General features: G+C 67.7%; 19 protein-coding genes. 8 read left to right on the top strand and 11 right to left on the bottom strand.

The window, feature by feature from the left end; translation table 11 throughout:
- Positions 1–17 precede the first annotated feature (17 nt).
- Complete coding sequence (locus CUJ89_RS18655) at positions 18–1,367, bottom strand: NCS2 family permease (protein WP_114178954.1); 1,350 nt, start codon at positions 1,365–1,367, stop codon at positions 18–20.
- A 94-nt stretch (positions 1,368–1,461) separates the two neighbouring features.
- Here CUJ89_RS18655 and CUJ89_RS18650 point away from each other — a divergent pair, with 94 nt between their 5' ends.
- A complete protein-coding gene (locus tag CUJ89_RS18650) occupies positions 1,462–2,373 on the top strand; it encodes a LysR family transcriptional regulator (protein WP_114178953.1) in 912 nt (303 codons plus the stop codon).
- A 34-nt stretch (positions 2,374–2,407) separates the two neighbouring features.
- Here the strand turns inward: CUJ89_RS18650 and CUJ89_RS18645 are convergent, their stop codons facing one another.
- The 4 genes from CUJ89_RS18645 to CUJ89_RS18630 form a co-directional block, all read right to left on the bottom strand.
- A complete protein-coding gene (locus CUJ89_RS18645) occupies positions 2,408–3,457 on the bottom strand; it encodes a nucleoside hydrolase (RefSeq protein WP_114178951.1) in 1,050 nt (349 codons plus the stop codon).
- Between the two features lie 10 nt (positions 3,458–3,467).
- Complete coding sequence (locus tag CUJ89_RS18640; protein ID WP_114178949.1) at positions 3,468–4,580, bottom strand: porin; 1,113 nt, start codon at positions 4,578–4,580, stop codon at positions 3,468–3,470.
- A gap of 193 nt (positions 4,581–4,773) precedes the next feature.
- Complete coding sequence (locus CUJ89_RS18635; RefSeq protein WP_114181442.1) at positions 4,774–6,054, bottom strand: hypothetical protein; 1,281 nt, start codon at positions 6,052–6,054, stop codon at positions 4,774–4,776.
- 428 nt (positions 6,055–6,482) lie between these two features.
- Positions 6,483–7,901, bottom strand: a complete 1,419-nt coding sequence (locus CUJ89_RS18630) for an MFS transporter (RefSeq protein WP_114178947.1) — start codon at positions 7,899–7,901, stop codon at positions 6,483–6,485.
- A 447-nt stretch (positions 7,902–8,348) separates the two neighbouring features.
- Between CUJ89_RS18630 and CUJ89_RS18620 the strand changes: the two genes are divergently transcribed.
- Entirely contained in the window at positions 8,349–10,796 is a 2,448-nt protein-coding gene (locus tag CUJ89_RS18620; RefSeq protein WP_114178943.1) for a DUF3772 domain-containing protein, read from the top strand.
- Between the two features lie 108 nt (positions 10,797–10,904).
- On the opposite strand, the gene CUJ89_RS18615 is transcribed toward CUJ89_RS18620, so the two are convergent.
- Positions 10,905–12,416, bottom strand: a complete 1,512-nt coding sequence (locus tag CUJ89_RS18615) for an aldehyde dehydrogenase family protein (protein WP_114181441.1) — start codon at positions 12,414–12,416, stop codon at positions 10,905–10,907.
- Positions 12,417–13,053: 637 nt separating this feature from the next.
- On the opposite strand from CUJ89_RS18615, the gene CUJ89_RS18610 reads away from it, so the two are divergent.
- The 3 genes from CUJ89_RS18610 (at position 13,054) to CUJ89_RS18600 (ending at position 16,831) form a co-directional block, all read left to right on the top strand.
- Positions 13,054–14,634, top strand: coding sequence for an amino acid permease (locus tag CUJ89_RS18610; protein ID WP_114178941.1), 1,581 nt, complete (start codon positions 13,054–13,056; stop codon positions 14,632–14,634).
- A gap of 134 nt (positions 14,635–14,768) precedes the next feature.
- On the top strand, positions 14,769–16,037 hold the full coding sequence (locus CUJ89_RS18605) for an NAD(P)/FAD-dependent oxidoreductase (protein WP_114178939.1): 1,269 nt from the start codon (positions 14,769–14,771) through the stop codon (positions 16,035–16,037).
- A gap of 119 nt (positions 16,038–16,156) precedes the next feature.
- Positions 16,157–16,831, top strand: a complete 675-nt coding sequence (locus CUJ89_RS18600) for a TetR family transcriptional regulator (protein ID WP_059238928.1) — start codon at positions 16,157–16,159, stop codon at positions 16,829–16,831.
- Positions 16,832–16,953: 122 nt separating this feature from the next.
- Here CUJ89_RS18600 and CUJ89_RS18595 read toward each other — a convergent pair whose 3' ends face one another.
- Together CUJ89_RS18595 and CUJ89_RS18590 are read right to left on the bottom strand one after the other, a co-directional pair.
- A complete protein-coding gene (locus CUJ89_RS18595) occupies positions 16,954–18,735 on the bottom strand; it encodes a phospholipase D-like domain-containing protein (RefSeq protein WP_114178937.1) in 1,782 nt (593 codons plus the stop codon).
- Between the two features lie 105 nt (positions 18,736–18,840).
- Positions 18,841–19,599 (bottom strand): DeoR/GlpR family DNA-binding transcription regulator, encoded by a 759-nt coding sequence (locus tag CUJ89_RS18590; RefSeq protein WP_114178935.1) that lies wholly within the window; start codon positions 19,597–19,599, stop codon positions 18,841–18,843.
- Between the two features lie 208 nt (positions 19,600–19,807).
- Between CUJ89_RS18590 and CUJ89_RS18585 the strand changes: the two genes are divergently transcribed.
- From CUJ89_RS18585 to nadE, 3 genes are all read left to right on the top strand, one after another.
- Entirely contained in the window at positions 19,808–19,993 is a 186-nt protein-coding gene (locus tag CUJ89_RS18585) for a hypothetical protein (RefSeq protein WP_114178933.1), read from the top strand.
- A gap of 221 nt (positions 19,994–20,214) precedes the next feature.
- Positions 20,215–21,084, top strand: a complete 870-nt coding sequence (locus CUJ89_RS18580; protein WP_114178931.1) for a DMT family transporter — start codon at positions 20,215–20,217, stop codon at positions 21,082–21,084.
- Between the two features lie 212 nt (positions 21,085–21,296).
- Positions 21,297–22,145, top strand: a complete 849-nt coding sequence (nadE, locus tag CUJ89_RS18575; RefSeq protein WP_114178929.1) for an ammonia-dependent NAD(+) synthetase — start codon at positions 21,297–21,299, stop codon at positions 22,143–22,145.
- Positions 22,146–22,281: 136 nt separating this feature from the next.
- On the opposite strand, the gene CUJ89_RS18570 is transcribed toward nadE, so the two are convergent.
- The 3 genes from CUJ89_RS18570 to CUJ89_RS18560 form a co-directional block, all read right to left on the bottom strand.
- Complete coding sequence (locus tag CUJ89_RS18570) at positions 22,282–23,958, bottom strand: S10 family peptidase (RefSeq protein WP_114178927.1); 1,677 nt, start codon at positions 23,956–23,958, stop codon at positions 22,282–22,284.
- Between the two features lie 73 nt (positions 23,959–24,031).
- Entirely contained in the window at positions 24,032–25,621 is a 1,590-nt protein-coding gene (locus tag CUJ89_RS18565; protein ID WP_114178925.1) for a protease pro-enzyme activation domain-containing protein, read from the bottom strand.
- Between the two features lie 206 nt (positions 25,622–25,827).
- Positions 25,828–26,454 (bottom strand): LysE family translocator, encoded by a 627-nt coding sequence (locus CUJ89_RS18560; protein ID WP_114178923.1) that lies wholly within the window; start codon positions 26,452–26,454, stop codon positions 25,828–25,830.
- Between the last annotated feature and the right edge of the window lie 74 nt (positions 26,455–26,528).

Raw genomic sequence — 26,528 nt, 5'->3', positions numbered from 1 at the left:
GTCGCGAAAGCCGTCTCTCAGTGCGGCTTCACGACGGTCCAGAAGTAATAGCCGAGCGGAATCGCGAGCACGACGAGCCCCCACGACAGGTCGCGCCAGCGGCCGGCCAGCAGCTTGACGAGCACATAGCACAGCAGCCCGCCCGCAATGCCGGTGCCGAAACTGTTCGACATCAGCGTCAGCAGCACCATCGACATCACGGGCAGCGCATCGGTGAAGTCGTCGAAATGCGTATGGCGGATCGTTGCGAACATCGACAACCCGATCAGGATCAGCGCCGGCGCGGTCGCTTCCTTCGGGATCGCGAGCGCGACCGGCACGAACAGCAGCATCGCGGCGAACAGCACGGCCGCGGCCAGCGACGACAGCCCGCTGCGGCCGCCCGCTTCGACGCCCGCCGCCGATTCGATCAGCGCAGTCAGCGCGGGAATGCCAAGCACGGGCCCGAGCGTCGCGGCGAGCGAATCGACGAGGAACGGCCGGTTGATGTCCGGCAGGTTGCCGTGTTCGTCGAGCAGGTTCGCCTTCGCACCAACTGCGAGCGCGGTGCCGAGCGTCGAGAAGAACTCCGCCGCGAAGAACGCGAACAGGTACGGCGCGGCCGCCAGGCTCAACGCGCTGCCGATGTCGAGCTTGAATGCGATCGGCGCGATGCTGTGCGGCAGCGACACCAACGACGCGGGCAGGTGCGTGACGCCGAGCGGCACGCCGGCCGCGGCCGCAGCGAGGATCGCGATCAGGATCGCGCCGGGCACCTTGCGCGCCTGCAGCACGACCGCGACCGCCAGGCCGATCAGCGCGACGAGCGCGCCCGGCCGCGAGAAATCGCCGAGCGCGAACGCGTTGGTCTTCGCGTTCGCGACGACCATCCCCGCGTTGCGCAGCCCGAGCATCGTGACGAACAGGCCGATCGACGCGCCGAGCCCGAGCTTGATCTGCACCGGAATCAGCCGCACCACCACGCCGCGCGCGCCGAGGATCGTCAGCAGGAAGAACAGCACGCCCGACACGCATGCGATGCCAAGGCCCGTCTGCCAGCCGACGTGCTCCGTCGTCGCGAGCGTCACGCCGATGATCACCGAGCCGCCGATGCCGGGGCCGACGAGGAACGGCAGGTTCGCATAGAGCCCCATCAGCGTGGTGAACAGCACGAACACGATGATCGTCGCGGTCGTCGCCGCGCCGCGCTCCATGCCGCCCGTCGCGAGCAGCGACGGGATCACGACGAGCAGGTACGCCGCCGCGAGAAACGACGTGACGCCCGCGATCGTCTCGGTGCGCACGCTCGTGCCGCGCGCGGCGAGCGCGAAGCGGCGTTCGAGCCAGTTGGCCGGCGATCGCGCCGGCATCGTGTCAGTCGCTGACATGGTGGTTCTCCTGTGATTCCGAATATTGTCCTGTGTCGGTACGCGCGGCGCGGTCTTATACTGCCGCGTACCGCACTCCGACCGTTATTGCCCGATGTCGTCCGACCGCTCGTCGCTGCTGCCCGCGCTCACGCTGCGGCAGGTCCAGCACTTCGTCGTGCTCGCCCATGCACGCAGCTTCACGCAGGCCGCGCAGGCGCTGTCGCTCACGCAGCCCGCGCTCACCGCGTCGATCCGCCAGATCGAGTTCCTGCTCGGCGGGCGCCTGTTCGCACGTTCCGCGCACCGGCTCACGCTGACGTCCGCCGGCGAAGCCGTGCTGCCGCTCGCCGAACGGCTGCTCAACCAGGCGCGCGGCACGTTCGACGACATGACTCGGCTCATCGGCGAACGCATCCAGACCGTGCGGATCGCGTTCATCCCGTCGGTCGCGGGCCGTCTGCTGCCCGCGCTCAACGCACTGCGCGGCACGCACCCGACGCTGCGCTTCACGCTCACCGACCTGCCGAACAGCGCGCTCGTCGAAGCCGTGCGCGACAGCGTCGCGGATCTCGGCATCGGCGTGCGCGAACCGGACAGCGACGACGGCACGCTGCGCTACCAGCAACTCTTCGAGGACGAGATCGTGATCGTCGTGCGGCACGACGATCCGCTCGCCCGTGCGAAGAGCGTCACGTGGGCGAAACTCGTCGATCGCGAGCTGGCCGTGTTCGTGCGCGGCAGCGTCAGCGAATCGCTGCATCGCACCGGCGGCGCCGGAAAGCTGCGCCTGAACGTCACGTACCGGATGGAATACACCGAGCCGCTCTACGCGCTCGCGCGCAACGGCCTCGCGACCGCCGTACTGCCGAGCCTCTACACGATGCATCTGCACGATCCCGAACTCGTCGCGCTGCGCGTCGACAAACCGCGCGTCACCCGCGCGATCTCGCTGATTTCGCTCGCCGGCGACGATCGCGGCCCGCACGTGCGCGCCTGCCGCGAGTGGATTGCGAAGCACATCTGATTCCTGATTCCGTTCGCCGTGCGACGGCCCGCGTTCAGGGCAGCTTCGCGATGCGCTCGACGAGCGTCGCGTAGAAGCGGTCCGCGTCGACCTCATTGATCCACGTCGCGTTCGCCGCGCGGCCGCTGCGCCCGTTCCAGTCGACGATGGTCTCGCCGAGCGTCCACTGCCCGGTCGTCTCGACCACGACGTTCACCTTGCGTCCGCCGAACATCGTCGGATCGACGAGATAGCCGACCGCGGTCGGGTCGTACATCGGCCCGTCGTCGACGCCGCGCCGCTTCTTGTTGTACGCCAGCTCCGCCGTCATGATGTCCGCGACGATCGCGCCGCAGCGGTTGCCGAGCGCGCGGAACGGCGCGACACGCGCCGGCGTGATCGGCGCCTTCACCGCGACGTCGCGCGGCAACACGACGATCGGCACGCCGCTGCCGAACACCATGTCGGCCGCCTGCGGATCGACGTAGATGTTGAACTCGGCGGCCGGCGTGATGTTGCCGCGTTCGAAGAACGCGCCGCCCATCAGCACGATTTCGCGCAGTGCGCCGCGAATCTGCGGTGCTTCGACCAGCGCGGTCGCGATGTTCGTCAGCGGGCCGAGCGCGCACAGCGTCACGCTGTTCGGCGCCGCGCGGCTCAGCGTATCGACGAGGTACGACACCGCGTGGCCGGTCGCAAGCGGCGCGCGCGGCTCGTGCAGTTCGACGCCTTCGAGCCCCGTCTTGCCATGCACGTTCGCGGCCGTCACGAGTTCGCGCACGAGCGGACGCGGGCAACCCGCATGGACAGGCAGCGTCTTCGTGCGGCCGGCCCAGTCGCGGATGATCCGCGCATTGCGTTCGGTCAGGTCGAGCGGCACGTTGCCCGCGACGGCGGTCAGCGCGCGGACGTCGAGCCGGTCCTGCGCGCCCAGCGCGAACAGGATCGCGATGGCGTCGTCCTGCCCCGGATCGGTATCGATGATCACCGTGCGGCGCGCGGCGTCGCCGGCGGCGAACGCGCCCGTTTCGGGCAGCAGCGCGGTGCCGGCCAGCGCGGCGGACAGTTTCAGGAAGCTGCGGCGGGATGCGATCGGATGGGTCATGGTCGGGGACTCAGAAAACGTGCCGGACGCCAAGCGTCGCCATCATCTGGCGCGTGCTGGTCGAGCGCGCGTACGCGAAGATCTGCGCATGGTCCGCGTCGCCGGCCGCCTGCTGCGCAATCACCGTCAGCGCGACGTCGGTGCGTTTCGACAGGAAGTAATCGGCCTGCAGGTTCACCTGGTGCCATTTCGGACGCTTGTCGATCACGTCGTACTTGCCGTTCGTGAACGCATACGCCGCGCCGAGAAAGAGCTGCGGCGTCATCGTGTAGACGACGTTCACGCCGATGTTCTGCAGGTGCAGATGCGAATTGTCGAGGTAATCGTAGCGCACGTCGGTAAACATCGCCGCGAACTGCGCGTGGCCGATCGTGTAGAACCCACCGGTGCCCGCGATCCGCTGCCGGCTCGCGTACGCCGCCGGCGACATCGCGCTCTTGCTGAAAATCAGCAGCGGCGACGCATAGTCGTTCGCGATCGCGCCGTCCTGGTTCGTGCCGCTGTACGGATGGTTGTACTGCGCGTAGACCGCGCTCCAGCGCAGCGGGCCCTGCTCGTAGCCGAGTCCGAAGCTGTATGCGCTGTTGTTCGCGAAGCCCGTCGCGTTGCTGAAGCCGTACAGCGCGGTGAACTTCAGGCCGTAGTAGACGGGGCTCACGTACTTCACCGAATTCTGCACGCGGATGTCGTTGTAGCCGTTGTCGTTGTCGCCGATGTTCACGCCGTTGCTCGCGATGATCACGGGCCCGATGTAGTCGTGGATCGCGTCGTACTGGCGGCCGAACGTCAGCGAGCCGTAGGTGCGGTCGGCGAGGCCGATGTAAGCCATGCGCCCGAACTCGCGGCCGTTCTGCGCGGCCGTGCCCGTCATCACGTTGAAGCCGTTCTCGAGCTGGAAGATCGCGGACAGCCCCTGCCCGAGATCCTCCTTGCCCTTCAGCCCCCAGCGCGGGTTCTGGTTCGTGCCGGACAGCGCCTGCCAGGCGTTCTTGCCGCCCTGGTTGGTCGCGAACCCGACGCCGGCCGAGATGAGACCGTACAGCGTGATGCTGCTTTGCGCACCGGCATGGGTCGCGAAGGCGCCGAGCATCGCGAGCGGAGCGAGCTTGTAGAGAGTTTTCATGCGGGTCGTGTGATCGGTGGTGGTCCAGGCGCGGCAGGGTTCCGCGAAACTGGACTCGACTATACGAACCCGGATCGGATAATAAAAGTTTGCTTTTCTTATGTGTCGATAAAACGGATTTATTCTTGTTCTAATGAGCAGCGAAGCGGCGGGTTGACGCGCCCCGCCGCTGCCGCGTTCACCGCATCAGCCGTCAGTCCGCCGTATCGCCGCCCTTCGGCAGCTTCGACCAGGCCTTGTGCCCCGGCAGCGGCGACCATCCCGGCCGCGTCTTGCGCGCGCTGTCGATCACGACCAGATAGCGTCCGGCGATCGGCGTGATGTCGCGTCCCGGATGCAGCACCCAGAACGACTTGCCGTCCTCGACACGCGCCTGGTAATCATCGTCGAGCAGGCCGTGCCGGTCGAAGAACGTGTTCAGCGACGCCGGTATCCGCACGCACCCTTTCGAGTGCCGGATGCCGAGCAGCGGTTCGAGGCGATCGGGGTCGGTCGCATGCATCTGGAAGCGCATCGGCGATACGCCGCCCTTGCCCCAGCCGCGCTCGCCGTCCACCCAGCCGAAGTCGTAGATGCGCATGTCGCGGCGGCCGTAGCCGCGAATGCCGTTCTCGTTGGTCGTGCCTTCCGCGCGGAAATCCATGTTGTCGGGCGTGTGATGGAATACGCCGAGCGGTGTCAGGAAGTGATCGTACTTGCCCGGCAGCCCGGTGGCGACCGGCGATGCGCCGACCATCAGCCACGCATTGGCCGGCGTGGCGCGAAAGTAGATGAAGAGCGCCTGCACGTTCGGCGTGCGGTCGACCATCGCGACGTACTCGCCGGCCAGGTCGCCGAGGTCCGCATCGGCGAGCGCCTTCTGGAGCCGCTCGCCGTATGCGTGCTGCTCGCTCGCGGGCACGTTCAGGCGCCGCGTGACTTCCTGCGCGAAGCGCTTGCGCATGTCGATCGCGCGTGCCGTTGCGTTCTTCGCGTCTTCGGCGGACAGCGGCGGATGGCGGCGCGGCGGGGTGGGCGGAGGCGGCGGCGCTGCCTCGCTTGCCGGCGTCGCGGAAGCGGCCGACGCAGGCGATGCGGTGGATGCTGCGGATGCGGCAGAAGCCGCCGATGCGCCCGATGCCGCGCTGGCAGGGTCGGCATGATGCACGTGCGACGCCGCGGGCGCGGGCTGCGCGGCCGATGCCCCCGACGACGCATGCGCAGACGAGGCCGGATGCGCGCGGGAAGCCGCCGACGCGGGCGACGCAACTGATGAGGATGACATAGCAGCTGACGACGGTACGTCGGACGCGGCAAAGGCAGGCCGCTCGGCAAGAACGGCAATCGGCAGTGCGGCAGCCAGCCACACATACGCGGCGATTGCGCGGGTACGGCAACGCGGCTTCGCAAATCGCCGCGTCAAATTGGAAAGCGTCATACGTTCGAAGCCATCGGCCGATCCGGCCGCCGCATGTTGCTGTTGCGAACGGCGCATCTTCCGCGCGAGCCATCGACACATCCGGCGCTTCGTGTGCGCCCGGCGCCGACGCCCCTTCGCGGCGAAGCCGTTCGCTGATGCAACGCGTGCGGTTCGATGGCGGCTAATGAGTCGTCAGGCCCTCCATTTTACCCGTCCGCACAAGAATCGGCAGCGGAGAAAGTCGCGGCTTCACGGCGGACTTGCGCTTCGTCACGCTTTGTTTCAACTCGTTGCCGCTCGCTTTGGTGCTGCGTGGCAGCCTCGTGTGTTGCGCATTTCAGGGCATGTGCCCGGACGGTGAACCTGGGCTTGTACTTCCCGTACAGTGCGATGGCTTCGCTGCATCGATTCGTATGCCAAATCATTTTCGATGCAGCTTGTCCAATGGAATCGCGTCGCCCGCGTGCCGCGGGAACCGCGCGACACGCGTGTACAGCCGTTGATTACCTGGAGATGGTTTCAAGCGCGATGCCCTTCGTGCGCGGCCCCATGAGCCCGATCGCGGCCATCACGATCGCCATCGCGCCCGCGATGAACGCGAACACGCCGAAGGTGCCGAAGCCCTTGAGCACCGCGGCGATCGCGAACGACGAGAAGATCGCCGAGAAGCGGCTCCATGAATAGACGAAGCCGACTGCCCGTGCGCGGATCGACGTCGGGAACAGCTCGGCCTGATACGCGTGGAAGCTGTACGACATGATGTTGCTCGCGAGCGTGAGGCCGATGCCGAGCACGATCAGGAATGCGCCCACCGTCGTCTGGCTGAACAGCAGCCCGCAGACGACGATCGCCGCCGCCATCGCGACGATCACCGACTTGCGCTCGAAGCGGTCGGCGATCACGAGGCCGATCAGCGGGCCGATCGGCGCCGCGAGTGCGATCACGCTCGAATACATCAGGCTCGACGTGATCGTGATGCCCTGCTTGATCAGCAGCGTCGGCACCCAGTTCGCGAAGCCGTAGAAGCCGACCGTCTGGAACACGTTGAAGATCGTCATCATGATCGTGCGCTTGCGATACGGCGGCACCCACATGTCGCGGAAGCTGCCGCGCGGCGGCACGGGCTCGGCCGGCGCGGGCGGCGGCAACGGCCGCCCGTATTCGGCTTCGACCTTCGCCTCGAGTGCCCGCATGATGCGGTCGGCTTCGTCGACTCGGCCCTGCTGCGCGAGCCAGCGCGGGCTTTCCGGCAGTTCGCGGCGAATCCACCACACGAAGAGCGCGCCGTGCGCGCCGATCAGTACCACCCAGCGCCAGCCGTCGAGGCCGAACGGCGCGTGCGGCACGAGCAGGTAAGCCAGGAACGCGACCACCGGCACCGCGACGAATCCGACCGCCTGCTCGCACGCGAAGGCGCGGCCGCGGATCTGCTTCGGCACGAGTTCGGAGATGTACGTGCCGATCGTCACCATCTCGACACCGAGGCCGAGACCGACGACGAAGCGCCAGAAGTTCAGCCCGGCCGCGGTGTCCTGGAACGCCATCACGACGTTGGCGGCCGTGTACCACAGCAGCGACCACGTGAAGATCGCGCGGCGGCCGAAGCGGTCGGCGAGGAAGCCGCATGCGATCGTGCCGATGAAAAGCCCGGAGAACAGCGCGGCGATGAAGCTCGCAACGCCCGTGGTGCCGAACAGGCCGTGTGTCGTCGCCGAAAGGATGCCGCTTTTCACGAGGCCGGGCGCGACGTAGCCGCTGTACAGCAGATCGTAGAGTTCGAAGAAAAAGCCGAGGCTCAGCAGTATGACGAGCTTCCAGACGGTGCGGGTGGGTGGCAGGCGGTCGAGGCGGGCCGAGATGGAGCCGGGGTCGACGGATGGGGATTGGGCAGGTGCCAGCGGAAGGCTGTCCGTTGAGGCCATCTTGGGCGCGTCTCCTGATCGTGTCGTGTTGTGTGTTGTTGTCCGGCGACCGTCGAGCCGCCATCGGGCGAATCGCTGCATTGTACCGGCACGTTCGTCCTGCGCACGTGCGCGCCAGCGGTCCGGCCGCATTGCAGGCACCGAACCGATTCGGGCAGCCGTTTTCGCGCCGGATAATGTGTAAATTGCGTAACCTTCTGTCGGCTACGGGAAAACGCGTCAGAACGGCGATCCGGCGCCGCCCGCGTCGCGCACGGCCGATGCCGGCCCGACGGTACGGGCCTCACGCGCCGTTTCGCGCCGGCACGCACTGCCGGAGTCGCCGCGAACGGGGCACGCAATCGGTACAACCACGCCTTCCGCGCCCCGGTAACATGCTACCGGGCCAACTACCGGCTTCCGGACGCCTTTCGGCAACCGGCACTGTCGGCAAATCGTAAGCATTCCATGTCCATACAACGACTATCCACGTATGCGCGCCGGATCGCGCTGATCGCGCTGCTGCAGTTCGCGGCGATCGCGACCGCGTCGGCGTTTCCGGCGGCCGCTTCCGCCCCGGGCGCGAGCGGCGTCGGCGCGTCCGTCCCAACCATCTCGCTGAACGACGCCATCGCACAGCTCAAGCAGATGCAGGTCGAACAGGACCGCATCAAGCAGCAGACCTCGACCGCGTCCAACAGCAAGGAGCTGGACGCGCTCGGCGATGCGACGCAGGAGCTGAGCTCCGATGTCGCGAAACTGCAGAGCGAACTCGTTCCGCAGCGCACGCAGATCCAGGCGCAACTCGACGTGCTCGGCCCGGCGCCTGCCGCGGGCGCCGCGCCGGAAACGCCGGCCGTCGCGCAGCAGCGGGCGACGCTGAACGCGCGCAAGACGCAAATCGATGCGGCGCTGAAACAGGCCACCGACCAGAAGACCAATCTTGCGAACCTGACCGAACAATTCGCGAAGCTGCATCGCGGCTTGCTGAAGAACCAGCTCGCGTTCCGTTCGGGCAGCATCTTCAGCGCGCAGTTCTGGCTGCCGCTGTTCCATCTTCCGCCAGACGACATCCAGCGGCTCGAGGATTTCGACGACGAACTGCGCGACATGCTGCGCTCGTCGTGGGTGCCCGGGCAACGGGCGATCACCACGCTGCTGCTGATTGCCGCGTTCGCGGTGTGGATCGGCGGCCGCCGGCTCGTCGAGCGCGGGCTCGCGTGGGTCTGCCTGAACCGCCTGCCGCCCACCCGCCTGCGCCGCAGCGCGCTGTCGCTGTCGACGGCGTTCTCGACGTTTCTTACCACCGCCATCGCCGCCCAGATCCTCTATCTCGCGCTGGCGCGTCATTACGAACTCACCCCGGCGCTGAGCGATCTGTGGGACCAGTTCGCGAAGCTCGCGGCGACCTGTGCGCTGATTGCCGGGCTCGGCCGCGCGCTGCTCTGCACCAAGCATCCGTCGTGGCGCCTGCCGGCACTGGCCGATCCCGTCGCGCTCGCGATGAAGCCGTTCCCCGGCCTGCTGGCCGCGCTGCTGCTGATGTCCGGCACGCTCGAATCGATCAACCGGATCGTCGATACCAGCTTGTCCGTCACGCTGTTCGGCCGCGGCATCGTCTCGCTCGTCGTCGCACTGACGGTCGGCGCGTCGATATTGCGCGCGAACCGTGCGCGCACCGCGCTCGCGGCGGCCGGCGAGGCGCCCGAGCAGCGCTCGACGCTCGCCGGGCTGATCCATGCCGGCGTCACGCTGGCGATCGTCGTGTCGCTGATCGCACTCCTGATCGGCTACATCACGGTCGCGCGCTTCATCACCTACGAGCTCGTGTGGTTCGAGATCGTGCTGTGCAGCACCTACATCCTGACGCAGCTGACGCGCGATGCGAGCGAAAGCCTGTTCTCGTCGAACCTGTCGTCGGGTCAGCAGATCAAGCACCTGTTCGCGCTCGAAGACCGGCACCTCGACCAGGCCCGCACGGTCCTGTCCGGTTTCGGCACGAGCCTGCTGATGCTGATCGCGGCCGTCGCGCTGCTGACGGGCGGCTTCGGCACGACGCCGGGCGACCTGCTCGACAGCGCGGTCGCGATGATCGGCAGCCAGCGGCTGCAGAGCCTGAACATCATGCCCGACCGGATCCTGAACGCCGTGATCGGGTTCGCGATCGGCTTCTACCTGCTGCGCTCGCTGCGCCGCTGGCTGGACGGCGAGTTCATGCCCGCGCTCGGCATGGATACGGGGATGCGCGTGTCGCTGATCACGTTGTTCACCAACGTCGGCTACGTGCTGCTCGTCCTGATGACGCTCGGGCTGCTCGGCGTCAGGTGGAACAACCTCGCGTGGATCGTCAGTGCGTTGTCGGTGGGTATCGGCTTCGGTCTGCAGGAGATCGTGAAGAATTTCGTGTCGGGGCTGATCCTGCTGACCGAGCGTCCGGTGAAGGTGGGCGACATGATCAGCATCGCGGGCGTCGAAGGCGACATCCGCCGCATCAACGTGCGCGCGACCGAGATCCAGCTCAGCGACCGCTCGACCGTGATCGTGCCGAACTCGCAACTGATCTCGCAGAACCTGCGCAACGTGACGATGGGCAACAGCACGCAGGGCGTCGCGACGCTGGTGCTGACGTTCCCGCTGAACACCGATCCCGAGCAGGTGCGCGACCTGCTGCTCGACGCGTATCAAACGCATTCGGCGATTCTCGACAAGCCGGCGCCGTCGGTGACGTTCAGCCAGCTCACGCCGGAAGGGATCACGCTGAGCGTGACGGGTTACGTGTCGAGCCCGCGAATCGCGGGTTCGACGAAGAGCGATCTGCTGTTCGAGATCCTGAAGAAGCTGCGCGCGGCGGGGATCACGCTGTCGAACCCGCAGATGCTGGTGGTGCAGAACATGCCGGCGGCGGGAGACGCATAACACGGCTCGCAAGATCACCATTGCACAGACAAACGAAGGGCCGGGTACCGTGATGCGGCAACCGGCCCTTCTTGCTTGCATGCGGCGCCCCGTGTCAGGCGCCCCGCATCAAACGTCGAACTTCACCCCCTGCGCCAGAGGCAACTGCCGACTGTAGTTGATCGTATTCGTCGCGCGACGCATATAAGCCTTCCACGCATCCGAACCCGACTCGCGCCCGCCGCCAGTTTCCTTCTCGCCGCCGAACGCGCCGCCGATCTCCGCGCCGCTCGTGCCGATGTTCACGTTGACAATCCCGCAGTCGCTGCCCGCTGCCGACATGAACTGCTCGGCCTCGCGCATGTCGTTCGTGAAGATCGCCGACGACAGGCCTTGCGGCACCGCGTTGTGCACGTCGATCGCGTCTTCGAAGTTGTCGTAGACCATCACGTACAGGATCGGCGCGAACGTCTCGCGCTCGACCACTGCCGACTGCTTCGGCATCCGCACGATTGCCGGGCGCACGTAGTACGCATCCGCGTGACCGATATCGATGCGCTCGCCGCCCTTCACTTCACCGCCCTGCTCGCGCGCATCGGCCAGCGCCTTCTGCATCGCGTCGAACGACGCACGATCGACCAGCGGGCCGACGAGCGTGCCGTCTTCAAGCGGATTACCGACCTTCACCGACATGTAGGCCTTCTCGATGCGCGGCAGCAGTTGCTCGACCACGCTGCGATGCACGATCAGGCGGCGCAGCGTCGTGCAGCGCTGGCCGGCCGTGCCGACCGACGCGAACGTGACTGCGCGCACCACGAGATCGAGATCCGCGCTCGGCGCGACGATCATCCCGTTGTTGCCGCCGAGTTCGAGGATGCCGCGCGCGAGACGCTGGCTCAGCACCTTCGCGACTTCCGTGCCCATCCGTACGCTGCCCGTCGCGCTGATGACCGGCACCTTCTTCGACGACGTCAGCACCTCGCCGACATCGCGCATGCCGAGCACCAGTTGATGCAGGCCTTCCGGCGCGACGCCCGGATGCGTCTTTTCGAATTCGCGCAGCGCCTTGCCGAGCAGCAGGTGGCACGCGATCGCGGTGAGCGGCGTCTTCTCCGACGGCTTCCAGACGACCGGATCGCCGCACACGAACGCAAGCGCCGCATTCCACGCCCACACCGCGACCGGGAAGTTGAACGCCGAAATCACACCGCATACGCCGATCGGATGCCACGTTTCCATCATCCGGTGGCCCGGGCGCTCGGACGCGATCGTGAGACCGTAAAGCTGGCGCGACAGACCGACCGCGAAATCGCAGATGTCGATCATTTCCTGCACTTCGCCGAGGCCTTCCGACGTGATCTTGCCGGCCTCGAGCGTGACGAGGCGGCCGAGCTCGGCCTTGTGCTCGCGCAGCACGTTGCCGAACACCCGCACGAGTTCGCCGCGCACCGGCGCCGGCACCGTGCGCCACTTGAAGAATGCATCGTGCGCAGCGTCGATCTTGCGCTCTGCGTCGGCGGGCGTGTCGACGGCCAGCGTCGCGAGCGTCGCACCGTCGAGCGGCGAACGCGCGGTCAGTGCATTGCCTTTCCACTGGGCGAGATCGATGTCGAGCGCGGCAAGAATGTCGTTGAATTGCATCACTTCCTCTTCAGGGACAGATTGATCGGTGCGGCGGCAGCGCCGCCCGCGTGATTCGATTGGAGCGCGTTCGCGCGCCTTGTGCAAGCGGATGCGCGCGTCGGTGAACGCGGTGCGCCGCACGGCGCATCGCCACGCGCCGCCGCCTCGCGACGCACGATCCATGAAACACATTGTCGATGGCCACAAGTCGGCCCGCTATTGATATTAACTCACGACTTCATTCCGAAAACGCAACACCTTGACGTGACGAATTCGCATCAACGGGACGAATCCGCATCCTCATTGTTCGTGGCGGGACACGTCGCAAGCCCGCGCTGGTGGCCGCGTGCCGGGCCGACTGCCTTCGCCGATACGTCCACAAGTTGATGACAAAGCCGCATCACCCTGTTCGGAAATATCGTTTGCCGCCGGTACATCGGGCACACACAATCGGTGCGACGTCGAGGTGCAACGCACCCGGTGCGCCGACGGCCGCCACAACGGCAGCCGGACGACAGACGAAGGCGACACGCATTGCGGCCCGGTTCATCCGGCCCGTTTCCGCAACGCACCACCGCTGCCCGGCCGACGGCCGGCACACGCGTCGCGCTTCGTCACCGAAAAACAATCCCGGAGACAGCGCCCAGCGCCCGCCATGCATTCAGATGCCCGCCCCGATTCGCCCCGTCCGTCCGGCTCGCCGCCCGCGCAGCCGGCCCTCCACCGCAGCCTGCAGGCGCGCCATCTGCGGATGATCGCGATCGGCGGCTCGATCGGCACGGGCCTGTTCGTCGCGTCCGGCGCGTCGATCTCGCAGGCCGGCCCCGGGGGCGCGATGCTCGCGTACATGGTGATCGGCCTGATGGTCTATTTCCTGATGACGAGCCTCGGAGAAATGGCCGCGTTCATGCCCGTGTCGGGCTCGTTCGCGACCTACGGCGCGAAGTTCGTCGATGAAGGTTTCGGCTTCGCGCTCGGCTGGAACTACTGGTACAGCTGGGCCGTGACGCTGGCGGTGGAGCTCGTCGCCGCGCAGCTCGTGATGCACTACTGGTTTCCGCATGTGCCCGGCATGTGGTGGAGCGCGCTGTTCCTCACGCTGATCTTCGCGCTCAACGCGCTGTCGGTGCGCGGCTTCGGTGAAGCCGAATACTGGTTCGCGCTGATCAAGGTGCTGACGGTGCTCGCGTTCGTCGGCGTCGGCCTGCTGATGATCTTCGGGATCATGCGGGGCGGCCCGAGCGCGGGCTGGAGCAACTTCACGATCGGCGACGCGCCGTTCGCCGGCGGCTGGGCGACGATGCTCGGCGTCGCGATGATCGCGGGCTTCTCGTTCCAGGGCACCGAAATGATCGGCGTCGCGGCCGGCGAATCGGAGAACCCGCGCACGACGATCCCGCTCGCGGTGCGCCAGATCTTCTGGCGCATCCTGCTGTTCTACGTGCTCGCGATCTTCGTGATCGGCGTGCTGATTCCCTATACCGATCCGAGCCTGCTGAAGAGCGACGTGACCGACATCGGCGTGAGCCCGTTCACGCTCGTGTTCCGCCACGCGGGCCTCGCGTTCGCGGCCGGCGTGATGAACGCGGTGATCCTGACGGCCGTGCTGTCGGCCGGCAACTCGGGCATGTACGCGTCGACGCGGATGCTCTACAACCTCGCGGTCGAAGGCCGCGCGCCGAAGCTGTTCGCGAAGCTGTCGCCGGGCGGTGTGCCGCGCAACGCGCTGTACGCGACGACGGCCGTCGGCGCGCTGTGTTTCCTCACGTCGCTGTACGGCGACAAGACGGTCTACCTGTGGTTGCTGAACACGTCGGGCATGGCCGGCTTCATCACGTGGCTCGGCATCGCGGTCAGCCACTACCGGTTCCGCAAGGGTTTCCTGAAGCAGGGCTACCGGCTCGACCAGTTGCCGTACCGGTCGAAGTGGTTCCCGTTCGGCCCGCTGTTCGCGTTCGCGCTGTGCGCGGTCGTCGCGCTCGGCCAGGACTACCAGGCGCTCCTCGCCGACAAGATCGACTGGGTCGGCATCGCCGCGACCTACATCGGCCTGCCGTTCTTCCTCGCGATCTGGCTCGGCTACGCGCTCGTGCGCAAATGCCGCCTCGTGCGCTACGAAGACATGGAGATCGCACCGTGGATCGAACACAACGCGACGCCCGAAGCGGCACCACAGGCCGAAACCGGCTACGCGGGCTACGTCGCCCGCCCGGCCAACCCGACGCCGGGCGCCTGACGACACGCATCTCGCCTGCCGCCGCCCGAGCGCGGCAGCCGGCACGCTGAAAACCCCATTCGACGCGGCGCACGCGTTCAGGCAAGATCGACGCGCGCCGTCCGTTTTTCCGCCGTTACGAGTCATCGAATCGCATGCAGAACTTCTACGAAGCCACCGTTACCCGCCAGCCCTACCCGCAACTGACCGGCACGATCGACACGCAGGTCTGCATCGTCGGCGGCGGCCTCGCCGGCCTGTGCACGGCGCTCGGCCTCGTCGAGCGCGGCGTGCATGACGTCGTCGTGCTCGACAGCGAACGGGTCGGCTTCGGCGCATCGGGCCGCAACGGCGGCTTCGTATTCGGCGGCTACAGCCTCGACAATGCCGACCTGCTGCGCACGCTCGGCCGCGACGAAGGGCGCCGCCTGTACCGGCTCACCGTCGATGCGGTCGACCTGATCCGCACGCGGATCGCGCGCTACGGGATCGACTGCGACATCGTCGACCAGGGCGTGATGCTCGCGAACTGGTTCGACGATCCATCGCGGCTCGACAGCGTGCGCACGCTGATGAAGCGCGAACTCGACGTCGACTGGGAACCCGTCGCGACGGACGCACTGCGCGAGCGGCTGAAGACGCAGCGCTATTACGGCGGCCTGTTCGAGCCGAACGCATTCCACTTCCATCCGCTCAAGTACGTGCTCGGCGTCGCGGCGGCCGCGTCGCGCGGCGGCGCGCGCGTCCATGAACGCTCGGCCGCGCTCGGCATCGCCCGCGAAGGCGCCGGGTACGTCGTGCGTACGGCGCAGGGCGCGGTGCGCGCGAAAGACGTCGTGTTCGCCGGCGGCGGCTACGCGCGCGGCGTGTCGCCGCGCATCGAACGCGCGGTGCTGCCGATCGCAACTTACGTGATCGCGACCGAGCCGCTCGGCGCACGCCTGCCGGACGCGATCGACGCGCCGTACGCGATCTACGACACGCGTTTCGCGTTCGACTACTACCGCCCGCTGAAGGACACGCGCATCCTGTGGGGCGGCCGGATCTCCGTGCTCGACCGCGGCCCCGACACGATCGCGCGCCTGCTGCGACGCGACCTGCTGCGCGTGTATCCGCAACTGGAAGACGTGAAGGTCGATTACGCGTGGGGCGGGCTGATGAGCTACGCGCGGCACAAGATGCCGCAGATCGGCCGCGACGCGGACGGCGTGTGGCACGCGATCGCGTTCGGCGGCCACGGGATGGCGCCGACCACGGTCGCCGGCGAAGCGCTCGCGGCTGCGCTGGCCGAAGGCCGGCCGGTGCCGGACGGCTTCTCCGCATTCGGGCTCACGCGCACGTTCGGGCTGGCGGGCCTCGCCGCCGCGCAGCTCACGTACACGGCGTACCAGGCCCGCGACGCGCTCGCCTCCTGCCGCCGCTGAGCGGCCGCGGCGGGCGGTCGAAACGGCCTTGCCGATTAGAGCGGAAGGTCGGCCGGGCGGGGGTTTCCCGCATGCTAGAATGCCTTTTCCAAGCCGCCGCGAAGCCACAATAAAGCCACATGAAAGCAGGAAGCAAGGCCGCCACGTCCGACACCCGCGCGCTTGCGTCCGAAGCGCGGCGCAAATACGATCCCGAGCAAACCAAGCGCAACATCCTCGATGTCGCCACGCAGGAATTCTCCGCGATGGGCCTCGCCGGTGCACGCGTCGACGCGATCGCCGAACGCACGAACACGACGAAGCGGATGCTCTACTACTACTTCGAAAGCAAGGAAGGCCTGTACGAGGCCGTGCTGGAGAAGGTGTACGGCGACATCCGCGCGCTCGAGCAGGAACTGCACGTCGGCGACATGGAGCCGCGCGAAGGCATGCGCCGCCTCGTCGAATTCACATTCGACTATCACGACAAGCATCGCGACTTCGTCCGCCTCGTGTCGATCGAGAACATCCATGGCGCGAAGTATCTCGAACAGCTCAAGTCGTTCAAGAACCGCAACGTCAGCATCATCAAGACGCTCGAGGAACTGGTCGAGCGCGGTGCGGCAAGCGGCGCGTTCCGCAAGGACATCGACGCGTTCGACCTGCACCTGCTGATCAGCTCGTTCTGCTTTCACCGCGTGTCGAATCGCTACACGTTCGGCGCCGCGTTCGGCCGCGATCCGTCGGCGCCGCGCCTGCGCGCACGGCATCGCGACACGATCGCCGACGCCGTGCTGCGCTACGTCGCCGCGTAAGCGGCGGCTGTCGCCGGGTTCCCGGCCGGCGCCCGCCGGGCGCGCAACCTCCGCGCCCTTCGCTCGTCCGCTCGTCCGCTCGTCCGCTCGTCCGCTCGTCCGCTCGTCCGCTCGTCAGTTCGTCAGTTCGTCGGCGCGGTCGACGCCAACGCAATCCGCGCCTTCTCTTCCGGGCTTCCCGCCACGTAATACTTCTTCGCCCAGCTCGAATCGGGCGCGAGCGCGAGCCGCGGATGCGTGCCCGTGCCCTGCTGCTTCGCATCGATCACCAGCGCACGTGCGCGATAGTGCTCGTAGAGCCGCAGGAATTCCGCGAGATAGATCGCGGCGATCCGCGCATCGCGAATCTCGAGCAGGTTCTCGTCGTTGTACTGCTCCGAATTGCGGCTCATGTTCGCCGAGCCCGTATAGACGACCGGATTCGCGCCCTCCGCATCGATCACGATGAACTTGTGATGGATCACGACGGGCGGATAGGCCGGCGCCGGTTCGCCCGGAAAGAGGCGCAGTTCCGGATCGAAACCCTGCGGCACGGTCGCCGGCGAAAAATAGGCGGCATCGATCACGTCGCGATGGTCGCGCTGGCGATGGTACAGCTCGAGGTTCGCGAGCGTCGCCGCATCGAGCGTCTGGCCGCCCTGCTGCGCGGCATCGGCCTTCGTCGCGCTGCCGACGTTGATCCGGTTCACGAGGCCGAACATCATCAGCCCGCGGTCGCCGGCCGCGAAACAGGCGTCGCGCAACGTCGCGTCCGTCGGCATGAACAGGCAGAACGACACCGAATGTTTCGCAGCCTCGATCGCGGCAACGATCGTGTCGATTTCGGTGCGCTGCCCCGATGGCTCCGGCGAAAACGCGACACGCACCTGCGCGCTGCCGATCGTCATCGGCGTCGACCAGCCCGACGACAGCCGCGCCGTCTCCGCGATCGACGGATTCGCGGCCAGCGCATGCGCGCGATCGTTGTACAGCGCGGCGAGCGCGGGCGAGTCGAACGCGTGCAGCACGTTGGCCTGCTCTGTCAGCCCCTCGGTCGTGAAGTTCGCCGAGCCGGTCAGCACGCGCGCGGGCGCCGGGTTCGACGGCGCATCGGTCACGACGAACTTGTCGTGCATGATGTGCGTCTTGTCGCGCGGCGCGAGCGTCGCGCGCCCGTGCAACGCGTCGACGGCCGGCTGGTTCGGCGACGGCAGCGGCGGCTTGCCCTTGCGCGCTGTCGTGTGCGCGTCGTAGACGATCACGAGCGACGCCTCGCCATGCTTGCGCCCGAACGCGTCGAACGCGGGCAGCGCCCACAGCGTGTCGGTCAGGTGATAGACGGCCGACGCTGCGCGCGACGCGGGGTCGAGCATCTCCGCGAACACCTGCTCCATGTCGTTCGCGAGCCACGTCCGCAGCTTCAGCGCCTGCGCGTCGCTCGGTGCCGCATTCGGCGCGAGGCCCAGCGCCGCGACCTGCTTCGCGAACGCCTGCGAGCTCACCACCGCACGGTTGAACCACGTGCCGATGCCGTCCTCGATATGCGCGGGCAGCACCACATCGCAGACGCCGGCTTGCGCATCGAGCACCTGCAGGTTCGCCGGCGTGCCGACGACCGGATACACGTCGTAGCGAAACGACGCGCCGCGGTCCTGCGGATCGATGCGCGCGTCCCACCACATGAATTTCTGGATCGGCGCCTGGTCGGTCGGCGCGTCGCCCTGCGTATCGGCGGCCGGGCCGTCGAACGTCAGGCGGTTCGGCAGCCAGCTGTCCGGCGCACGCGTCTTGCCGTCGGCCGACCAGAATCCCGGCGTGCGCCGGATCGCGAAGCCGAGGAAATCGGTACGCGACGCCGCATCGGGCCAGTCGAAGGCCAGCAGGACCAGGGTGGGGGAAAGATAGCTGCGCACGCTGACGGTCATTCGTTGCTCCCTGGCCTTGCGGCCGATCGAGATGAATGGGTCAGTCTTGACGGCGGTTCTTCCCGCAGGATGACGGTTCGATGAACCTTGTATGTCGGACGCGCGTCAGTCGCACACGAGCAGCTCGATGCCGCGCGCGGTCAGTGCGCGGCGCACGGCCTTGTCGGGCGCGCGTTCGGTCACGAGATAACGCGCGGCGGCCGTGCCGTTGATCCTCACCGGCGTCACGCGGCCGAATTTCGAATGATCGGCGACGATGATCGCCGTGCCGGCGGCCGCGATCATCCGGCTGCGCACCTCGGCCGCGATCCGCGAGTAGTCGGTGCACTCGCCGTCGGGCGTGATGCCGCCCGCGCCGACGAACGCGAAATCGACGTGGTATTGCGCGAGCTGGTGGATCGTGTCGAGCCCGAAGGTTGCATCCTCGTCGTCGGACAGTTCGCCGCCGAGCAGTGTCACGCGGTTGCCGTTGCGCCGCGCAAGCACGAACGCCGTGCGCCAGTCGTTCGTGTAGATCGACAGCCGGTGCCGGTCGGCGAGCGCCAGCGCGACCGCGTGCGGCGTGCTGCCCGAATCGATCAGCACCGATGCATCGTCGGGCACGAATTCGGCCGCGCGCCGCCCGATTGTACGCTTCGCTTCGGCATTCGCGGCTTCGCGCTCGGACAGGCTCGGCTCGCGGCGGTCCGCGGCCAGCGCGCCGCCGTGCGTCATCACGAGCAGGCCGCGCGCAGCAAGCGCGTTCAGGTCGCGCCGCACGGTTTCGCGCGACACGTCGAGCGAGCGCACGAGTTCCGCGACCGACAACGCGCCCGATCGCCCAAGCTCCGACAGGATGAATTGATGACGTTGTTCCGCCAGCATCGCGTGTGCGCCCGAGGCGACTGGTAATGGGTAAGCCGGCCATTGTATTACGGACGTTTGACGGCCATTTGACCGCGGCGGGAAACCAGGCCGGCCGCGTTTCCCGAAAGCGAAATTCTGTATTGCCTGACGCGCGCGAATCGGCGTGGTGCCGGTTGCTACACTTTGCGCTTCGCTGAACGACAGACCAAGCAAAGGGGCTCGCGCCATGTATCGCAAAGGCAGTGTGATAGAAATCCAGTTTCCGTCCGAACGACTCAATGACGCGGCCGGCGATCCGTACTGGATCGACCTGACGCTCGACGAGGCGCGCCGGCTCTACGAGCAGCTCGCCGCGCGCTTCGCGACCGACGCACGCGCCAACCAGCCGCTCGATACGTTCTCGATCGACTGATCTCGGCTGCTTCGCGCTCGCCCGCACCGCGCTCGGAGCGGTGCCGTTTTCGTCCGCGCCTGCCGATAGCCGGCCCGCGCCGGATGCCCGGCGCACAATGATCGTCGGCACATTCGCGCACCGCGCGGCATGAGTGCAGGATTCGACAAGACGCCGGCGTCGCTTCCCCCGATACTTCCCGACTTCACGGTTCTGTCCGGTCGCATCGCGGCCCGCCACGCATGCTTACCTCGATCGTCGCCGCCGCGTTCGTCGCGCTCTGGTCCACCGGCTTCATCGTTGCACGGGCAATCAAGCCCTACGCCGATCCCAACCTGTTCCTGCTCGCGCGTTTCGCGGGCACGGCCGCACTGTTCGGCGCGGTTGCGCTCGTCGCGCGCGCGCCGTGGCCGGCCCGCCGCGAATGGCCGCGCCACCTGATCGCGGGCGCGCTGCTGCAGGGTGTCTATCTCGGCGCGAGCTACTGGGCCGTCGCGCAAGGGCTGAACGCGGGCGTCATGGCGCTGCTCGGCGCGCTGCAGCCGCTCGCCACCGCCGTGCTCGCCGTCCCGCTGTTCAACGAGCGCCTGCCCGCGCGCGGCTGGCTCGGGATGGCGCTCGGGCTCGCCGGCGTCGCGCTCGTACTGGCGCCGAAGGTCACGGGCGGCGTCGCGCCGCCACCGGGCGCGGCACCGGCCTGGTTCGTGGTCGCCGTGTCGGTGCTCGCGGTCGGTTCGATCACCGCCGGCTCGCTGTACCAGAAGGGCAAGCTCGCGCAGAGCGACCTGCGCACCGCGGTCGCCGTACAGAACTTCGGCGCGGCGATCGTCGCGGCCATCTTCGTCGTGCTGCTCCACGAGACGCGCTGGATCGGCACGCCGGCACTGTGGGTATCGCTCGGGTGGGGCGTCGTGTTCCTGTCCGGCGGCGCGGTCACGATGCTGATGTGGATGCTTCGACGCGGCAACGCCGCGCGCGCGACGTCGCTGCTGTTCCTCGCGCCGCCGCTCGCCGCGCTGCAGGGCTACCTGCTGTTCGGCGAAACGCTCGCGGCGATCCAGCTCGCCGGCTTCGCGCTCGCGCTGGCGGGCGTCGTGCTCGCGCGGCGCTGACGCGCGGCCATCGGGCCGGCACGCGCGTCGAGGCCGCGCGCACGGATGCCCTTCGCGCGGCATCCTGCACCCGCCCGGCGCACCATGCACCACGGCGATGCACCGCGTCTCGCCGAAGCAACGCGAGGCCGCCGGATCGCACGCCCGGCGCGGCGCCACGCCGCGATTACGCTTATGATGAGCGCCTTGCATTTCGTTCCGGAACCCCCTTCATGACATCCGCCGATTACGCCAGCCGCCAACGCGCGATCATTGCCGAACTGAACGTCGCCCCGCAATTCGACGCCGAGGCCGAGATCGCCCGCCGCGTCGATTTCCTCGCGCAATATCTTCGTTCGACCGGCCTGCGGACCTACGTGCTCGGCATCAGCGGCGGCGTCGATTCGTCGACGGCCGGGCGGCTCGCGCAACTGTCGGTCGAACGCCTGCGCGCCGACGACTACGATGCGCGCTTCATCGCGATGCGCTTGCCGAACGGCGTGCAGAACGACGAAGCCGATGCGCAGCGCGCACTCGCGTTCGTGCGCGCGGACGAGACACTGACGGTCGACGTGAAGCCGGCCGCCGATGCGATGCTCGGCTCGCTGGTCGCGTCCGGCCATGCGTTCGAAACGCCCGCGCAACAGGATTTCGTGCACGGCAACGTCAAGGCGCGCGAGCGCATGATCGCGCAGTACGCGGTGGCCGGCGCGCGGCGCGGCATCGTGATCGGCACCGATCACGCAGCCGAATCGCTGATGGGTTTCTTCACGAAGTTCGGCGACGGCGGCGCGGACGTGCTGCCGCTCGCGGGCCTGAGCAAGCGTCGCGTGCGCGCGGTCGCGCGCGCGCTCGGCGGCGAGGAAGCGATCGTGATGAAGGTGCCGACGGCCGACCTCGAGGAACTGCGCCCGCTGCGCCCCGACGAGCATGCGTACGGCGTTTCCTACGACGAGATCGACGATTTCCTCGAAGGCAAGCCGGTCAGCGACCACGTGTACGAAACGGTGCTGCGCTTCTACGACGCCTCGCGCCACAAGCGTGCGCTGCCGTACACGCCGTTCGACTGGCCGACCGCATAAGTCGCTGCCGCTGCTGCGGCTGGACTACCGCCGCGTCGCGATCCGGCGCTGCGGCCTCGCGACGGCCGGCAGCGTCGCAATCCGACCGCCGCGCGAACCGTAGCGGTTACGCGCGGCATACCAAAGACGGGCAACGCTACGCGTGCCCGCCCGTCTTCTTCGCCTGCAGCGCGCGAATCCGCATCCGCGCGCCCGTATCGCTGACCGTCGCGTCGTACATCGTCGCGAGATCGCGCTTGAGCGCGGTGCGCGAGCCGCCGTCGAGATACACCATGTGCCCCGACGGATAGAAACGCGCGGACAGGTTCTGCCGCACCTTCTGATCCTCGAGCGGCATCTGCTGCAGGTCGATCACGGTCTGGAAGAACGGCGTGACGAAATCGTAGAAGCCGTTCGCCGACAGCACCTTCAGGTCGATGTTCAGCGCCATCACCGCGGCGAGATCGCCGGCCGTGTAGAGGATCACGTTCCCCTTCGCATCGATGCCCTGCTGCGCGCCGGTCGGGTCGATGTGGCTGAAATCCCAGTTCTGGAACGCCTGGTCGTTGAGATCCGTGAACGCGGAATTCGACGTGAACTTCAGTTGCTCGTTCAGGTAGCTGTTCCACATCGCCGTATAGACGCCCGTCACGGCCGTCATGGTCGGATCGTTGCCGCCCGAGTTCGGATCGATCTTGCCGGCGATGCCGGTCGAGATCGCGGTCACGCGGCCGTCGTACGAGCCGAGCGCGAGCCCCTGCGCATGCAGCAGCGTCGTCAGGAACAGCGAATTGCCGCGCGCGTCGTAGCCGGCGATGTCGAGGCTCCACGACTGCAGCGTCGCCGTGTCGATGCCCGTGTATTCCGACAGTTTCTTCACGGCGGCCGGGTCCGCATGCGGGACCGTGCGCAACGCGTTCAGGTAGTCGGTGCGCGAAAACTGCGCGACTTCCTCGACGAACGCGCCGAGATCGGTCGGCGCCGGCGCCACGCCGAGCTTCTTGTGATACCACGCGTCGGCCGCCGCGGTCGGCAGCGCGCCGACCGGGTTGCCGGCCTGCCGGTAGTCGAGGATCGACGATTGCAGCGTGACGCCGTTCAGGTCGACACCGTCCTCGTGCAGCTTGTACGCGAGCACGCAGCTGCGCGCCGTGCCATACGATTCGCCGAACAGGTATTTCGGCGAATTCCAGCGGTTGTTCTTCGTCAGGTAGCGCTTGATGAACTGCTTCAGCGAATCCGCATCCTGGTCGACACCCCAGAAGTTGCGATTCTTGTTCGGAGCGACGGCCGCCGAATAGCCGGTGCCGACCGGGTTGATGAACACGAGGTCGCTGTGGTCGATCATGCTGTCCGGGTTGTCTTCCATCTGGTACGGCGCGGGCGGCGTGAAACCCGGCATCGACGTCTTGATGCGCTTCGGCGCGAACGAGCCGAGCAGCACGAACACCGACGACGAACCGGGCCCGCCGTTATAGAAGAACGTCACGGGCCGCGTTTCTTCCTTCGCGCCGTCGGCCGTGAATGCGACATAGAAGATCTTCGCGGCCGGCTGCGAGCTGCTCGGGTCGACCGTCACGAGGTGGCCGACCGTCGCCGTGTACGCGATGCGCTTCCCGTCGATCAGGATCGTGTGATGCGTGATCGCGGCCGCCTCGGTCGTGTCGGTCACCGAGTCGTCGGGACCGTTGCCGTACGCGACCGGATCGAAGAACGGCTGGTCGCGGCCGTGGCTCAGCGCGACAGGATTGACGGTCGGCGGCACGCCATGCGAATTGTGGTCGCCGTGATGCAGCGGATACACGCCGCCGGAAGATGCGGAATCGATGCCCATCGTGCTGCTCCTGGAGGTGAAAAAAGACGCGGGCAGGAAACCCGCGTCGAACGGAAAGGCGTGTGCCGATGCGTCAGCTCGACGGCTTGCGCGCGAGGAGCGCGGCGAGCTGCGCGCCGTTCGGGCTGCCGAGGCCCGTGCATGCGTCCCAGCCCGACGCGGCCGCATACGTGCCGTTCGATCCTTTCGTGATGTCGCGCAACGCGCCCGGATTCTTGTACAGCACCGGATTGACCCAGCCGGCCGATGCGCCGGCCGCCGCATTGATCCGCGCAATCAGCGCGGCCCACAGCGGCGCGACCGCGCTCGTGCCGCCCATCACGGCGGCCGTGCCGGCAACCGACACCTCGTAGCCCGTCTGCGGTGATGCATCGCCGGCCACGTCCGGCACGCCGCGCTTCGCGAGCGGCGTGCTGCTGCCGTCGGCGCGCGTGACGGCGAGCCCCTGCTGCCACGCCGGCAGGTCGAACAGCGTGCTGACGCCGCCCCCGCCCGCGCCGCCGCCCGACGCCTCGTCGTTCCACGTGACCTCGCTGCGAATGCCCTGCCCGGGCAGCGCGTCGAGCTGCGTGCCGCCGCAACCCAGCACGTATGGGCTCGAGGCGGGGAAGTCGACATGATCGGCGCCGTCCTGCAGCCCGTCGCCCGAGCCGCTGTCGCCCGACGCCACGCACACGGTGATGCCCTGCGCGGCAGCCGCCTGCAGCACGCGATTGAACGCCTGCGCCGACTGCGCCTGCCAGATCGCTTCCGGGCCGCCCCAGCTGATCGAGATCACCGACGGCTTGTTGGTCTTGTCGCTGACTGCCGCGTTGACGGCCTGGATAAAGCCCGCGTCGCTGTTCGACGCGAAGTAGACCGCGATCTTCGCGGCCGGCGCGATCGCGCCGGCGATCTCGATATCGAGCGCGACTTCGCCGTCCGGGCCGTTCGGGTCGCCGGACGGCGCATTGTGGCCGGTGCCGACGTTCACGTCGACGAGCGTCGGCGGCGTGGTGATCCCGAGCCCGCGGAAATACTGCTGGATGTCGGCCGCGCGATAGCCGCCGCCCAGTTCGACGATCGCGATGCATTGCCCGGCGCCGTCACCGGCCGGAAAGCCGTACAGCGACGCGAGCTGGGGTGGCGTGAACGTCACGCCCGCGGCGCCGCGGGCCGGCTGGAACGGCGGACGCAGCCGGAAGTGCGGCCGCGCCTGCGGGCGGCTGTCGAGGCCGAGCACGGCCATGACGGCGTCGCCGAGATCGTCGGGCAGCGCGATCGGGCCCGAGCGGCCGCGATACTGGCCGATCGATCGATGCTCGAAGCGCTCGAGCTTGACGCCGAACGCCGCCTCGAACTGCTGGATCGTGCCGGACAGCACGACGACGCTTTCGACGGGATCGACGCGATCGACCGTCAGTTGATGACGGCGCGCGAAGTCCTCGGCCTTGCGAATGTCGTCGGGATTGGCGGAGAAACGCTGCGCGAACGCGTCGCGCGACAGCGGTTTCGCCTGTGCGTCGCCGGTGGCGAGTTGGTGGACCAACGTATCGAGTTGCCCTTCTTCCTGCCGCCGCAACATGATCGTGACGTGGATGCGTTCTGCCGGATCGCACGGGCCGAGACACTTGGACTCGGCGACGATTCGGGGTTCACGGTCGGCGTGAAGATGCCTTGCCATGTTCAGACCCTCCTTGGTACCGCGTTGCACGGAACAGCCAGGAAATCGGACATAGCCGGCGGAAGTCGGTTCCGTTCGGTCAGTCGGTTCGCGATAGCGCGAAGTTAAAAGGAGTTTAGATCAGTCAGACGATTTGCGCGCACGCCCTTATGCGGCGGGCATGCGCGCGAAGGCCGGCATTGCACGCGGCCTGCGCCAAGCGCCGCTCAATCCATCGACAGGCGCAGCGCGAAACCGATCAGCGCCGCGGAAAAGGTCCAGCGCTGCACGGTCTGCGCCAGCGGATGCGCGCGCATCCACGCCGCGATGCGCGACGCGCCGAACACGCAAGCGAGGTCGAAGCACACGCCGGCCGCGACCAGCAGCGCGCCGAGTTCGAACATCTGCCAGACGACGGGCCCGGCCTCGGGCCGCACGAACTGCGGCAGCAGCACCGAGCAGAACAGCAGCGCCTTCGGGTTCAGCAGGTTCGTCAGCAGCCCTTTCACGAACGACTGCCGCAGTTCGCCCGCCGGCGCCGCCGCATCGCTGTCGCCGAGCGCGAACACGGGCGAGCGGAACACCTGGATCGCGACATACGCGAGATAGAGCGCGCCGCCGTAGCGGATCACCTCGTACAGCCACGGCGCGCCGCGGATCAGCGCCGCGACGCCGCATGCGGACAGCGTCACGTGCGCGGTGCGCGCGAGCGACAGGCCGGCCGCCGACGCCATCCCCGGCCGCACGCCGCGGCCGATGCTGGTCTGCAGCACGAGCGCCATGTCGGGCCCCGGCACCGCATAAATAGCCGCCAGCGCGGCGAGATAGATCAACAGCAAATGCGTGGAAATCATGTTCTGCCCCGTCCTTCAATGACGATATGTTGCCGCTGAAGGTGGAGGGATTATTGGCCATCTTTGGCTCAGGA

It is taken from the genome of Burkholderia pyrrocinia (genome assembly GCF_003330765.1).
Taxonomy (GTDB): Bacteria; Pseudomonadota; Gammaproteobacteria; order Burkholderiales; family Burkholderiaceae; genus Burkholderia; species Burkholderia pyrrocinia_B.
This window is presented reverse-complemented; position numbering and strand designations above follow the sequence as displayed.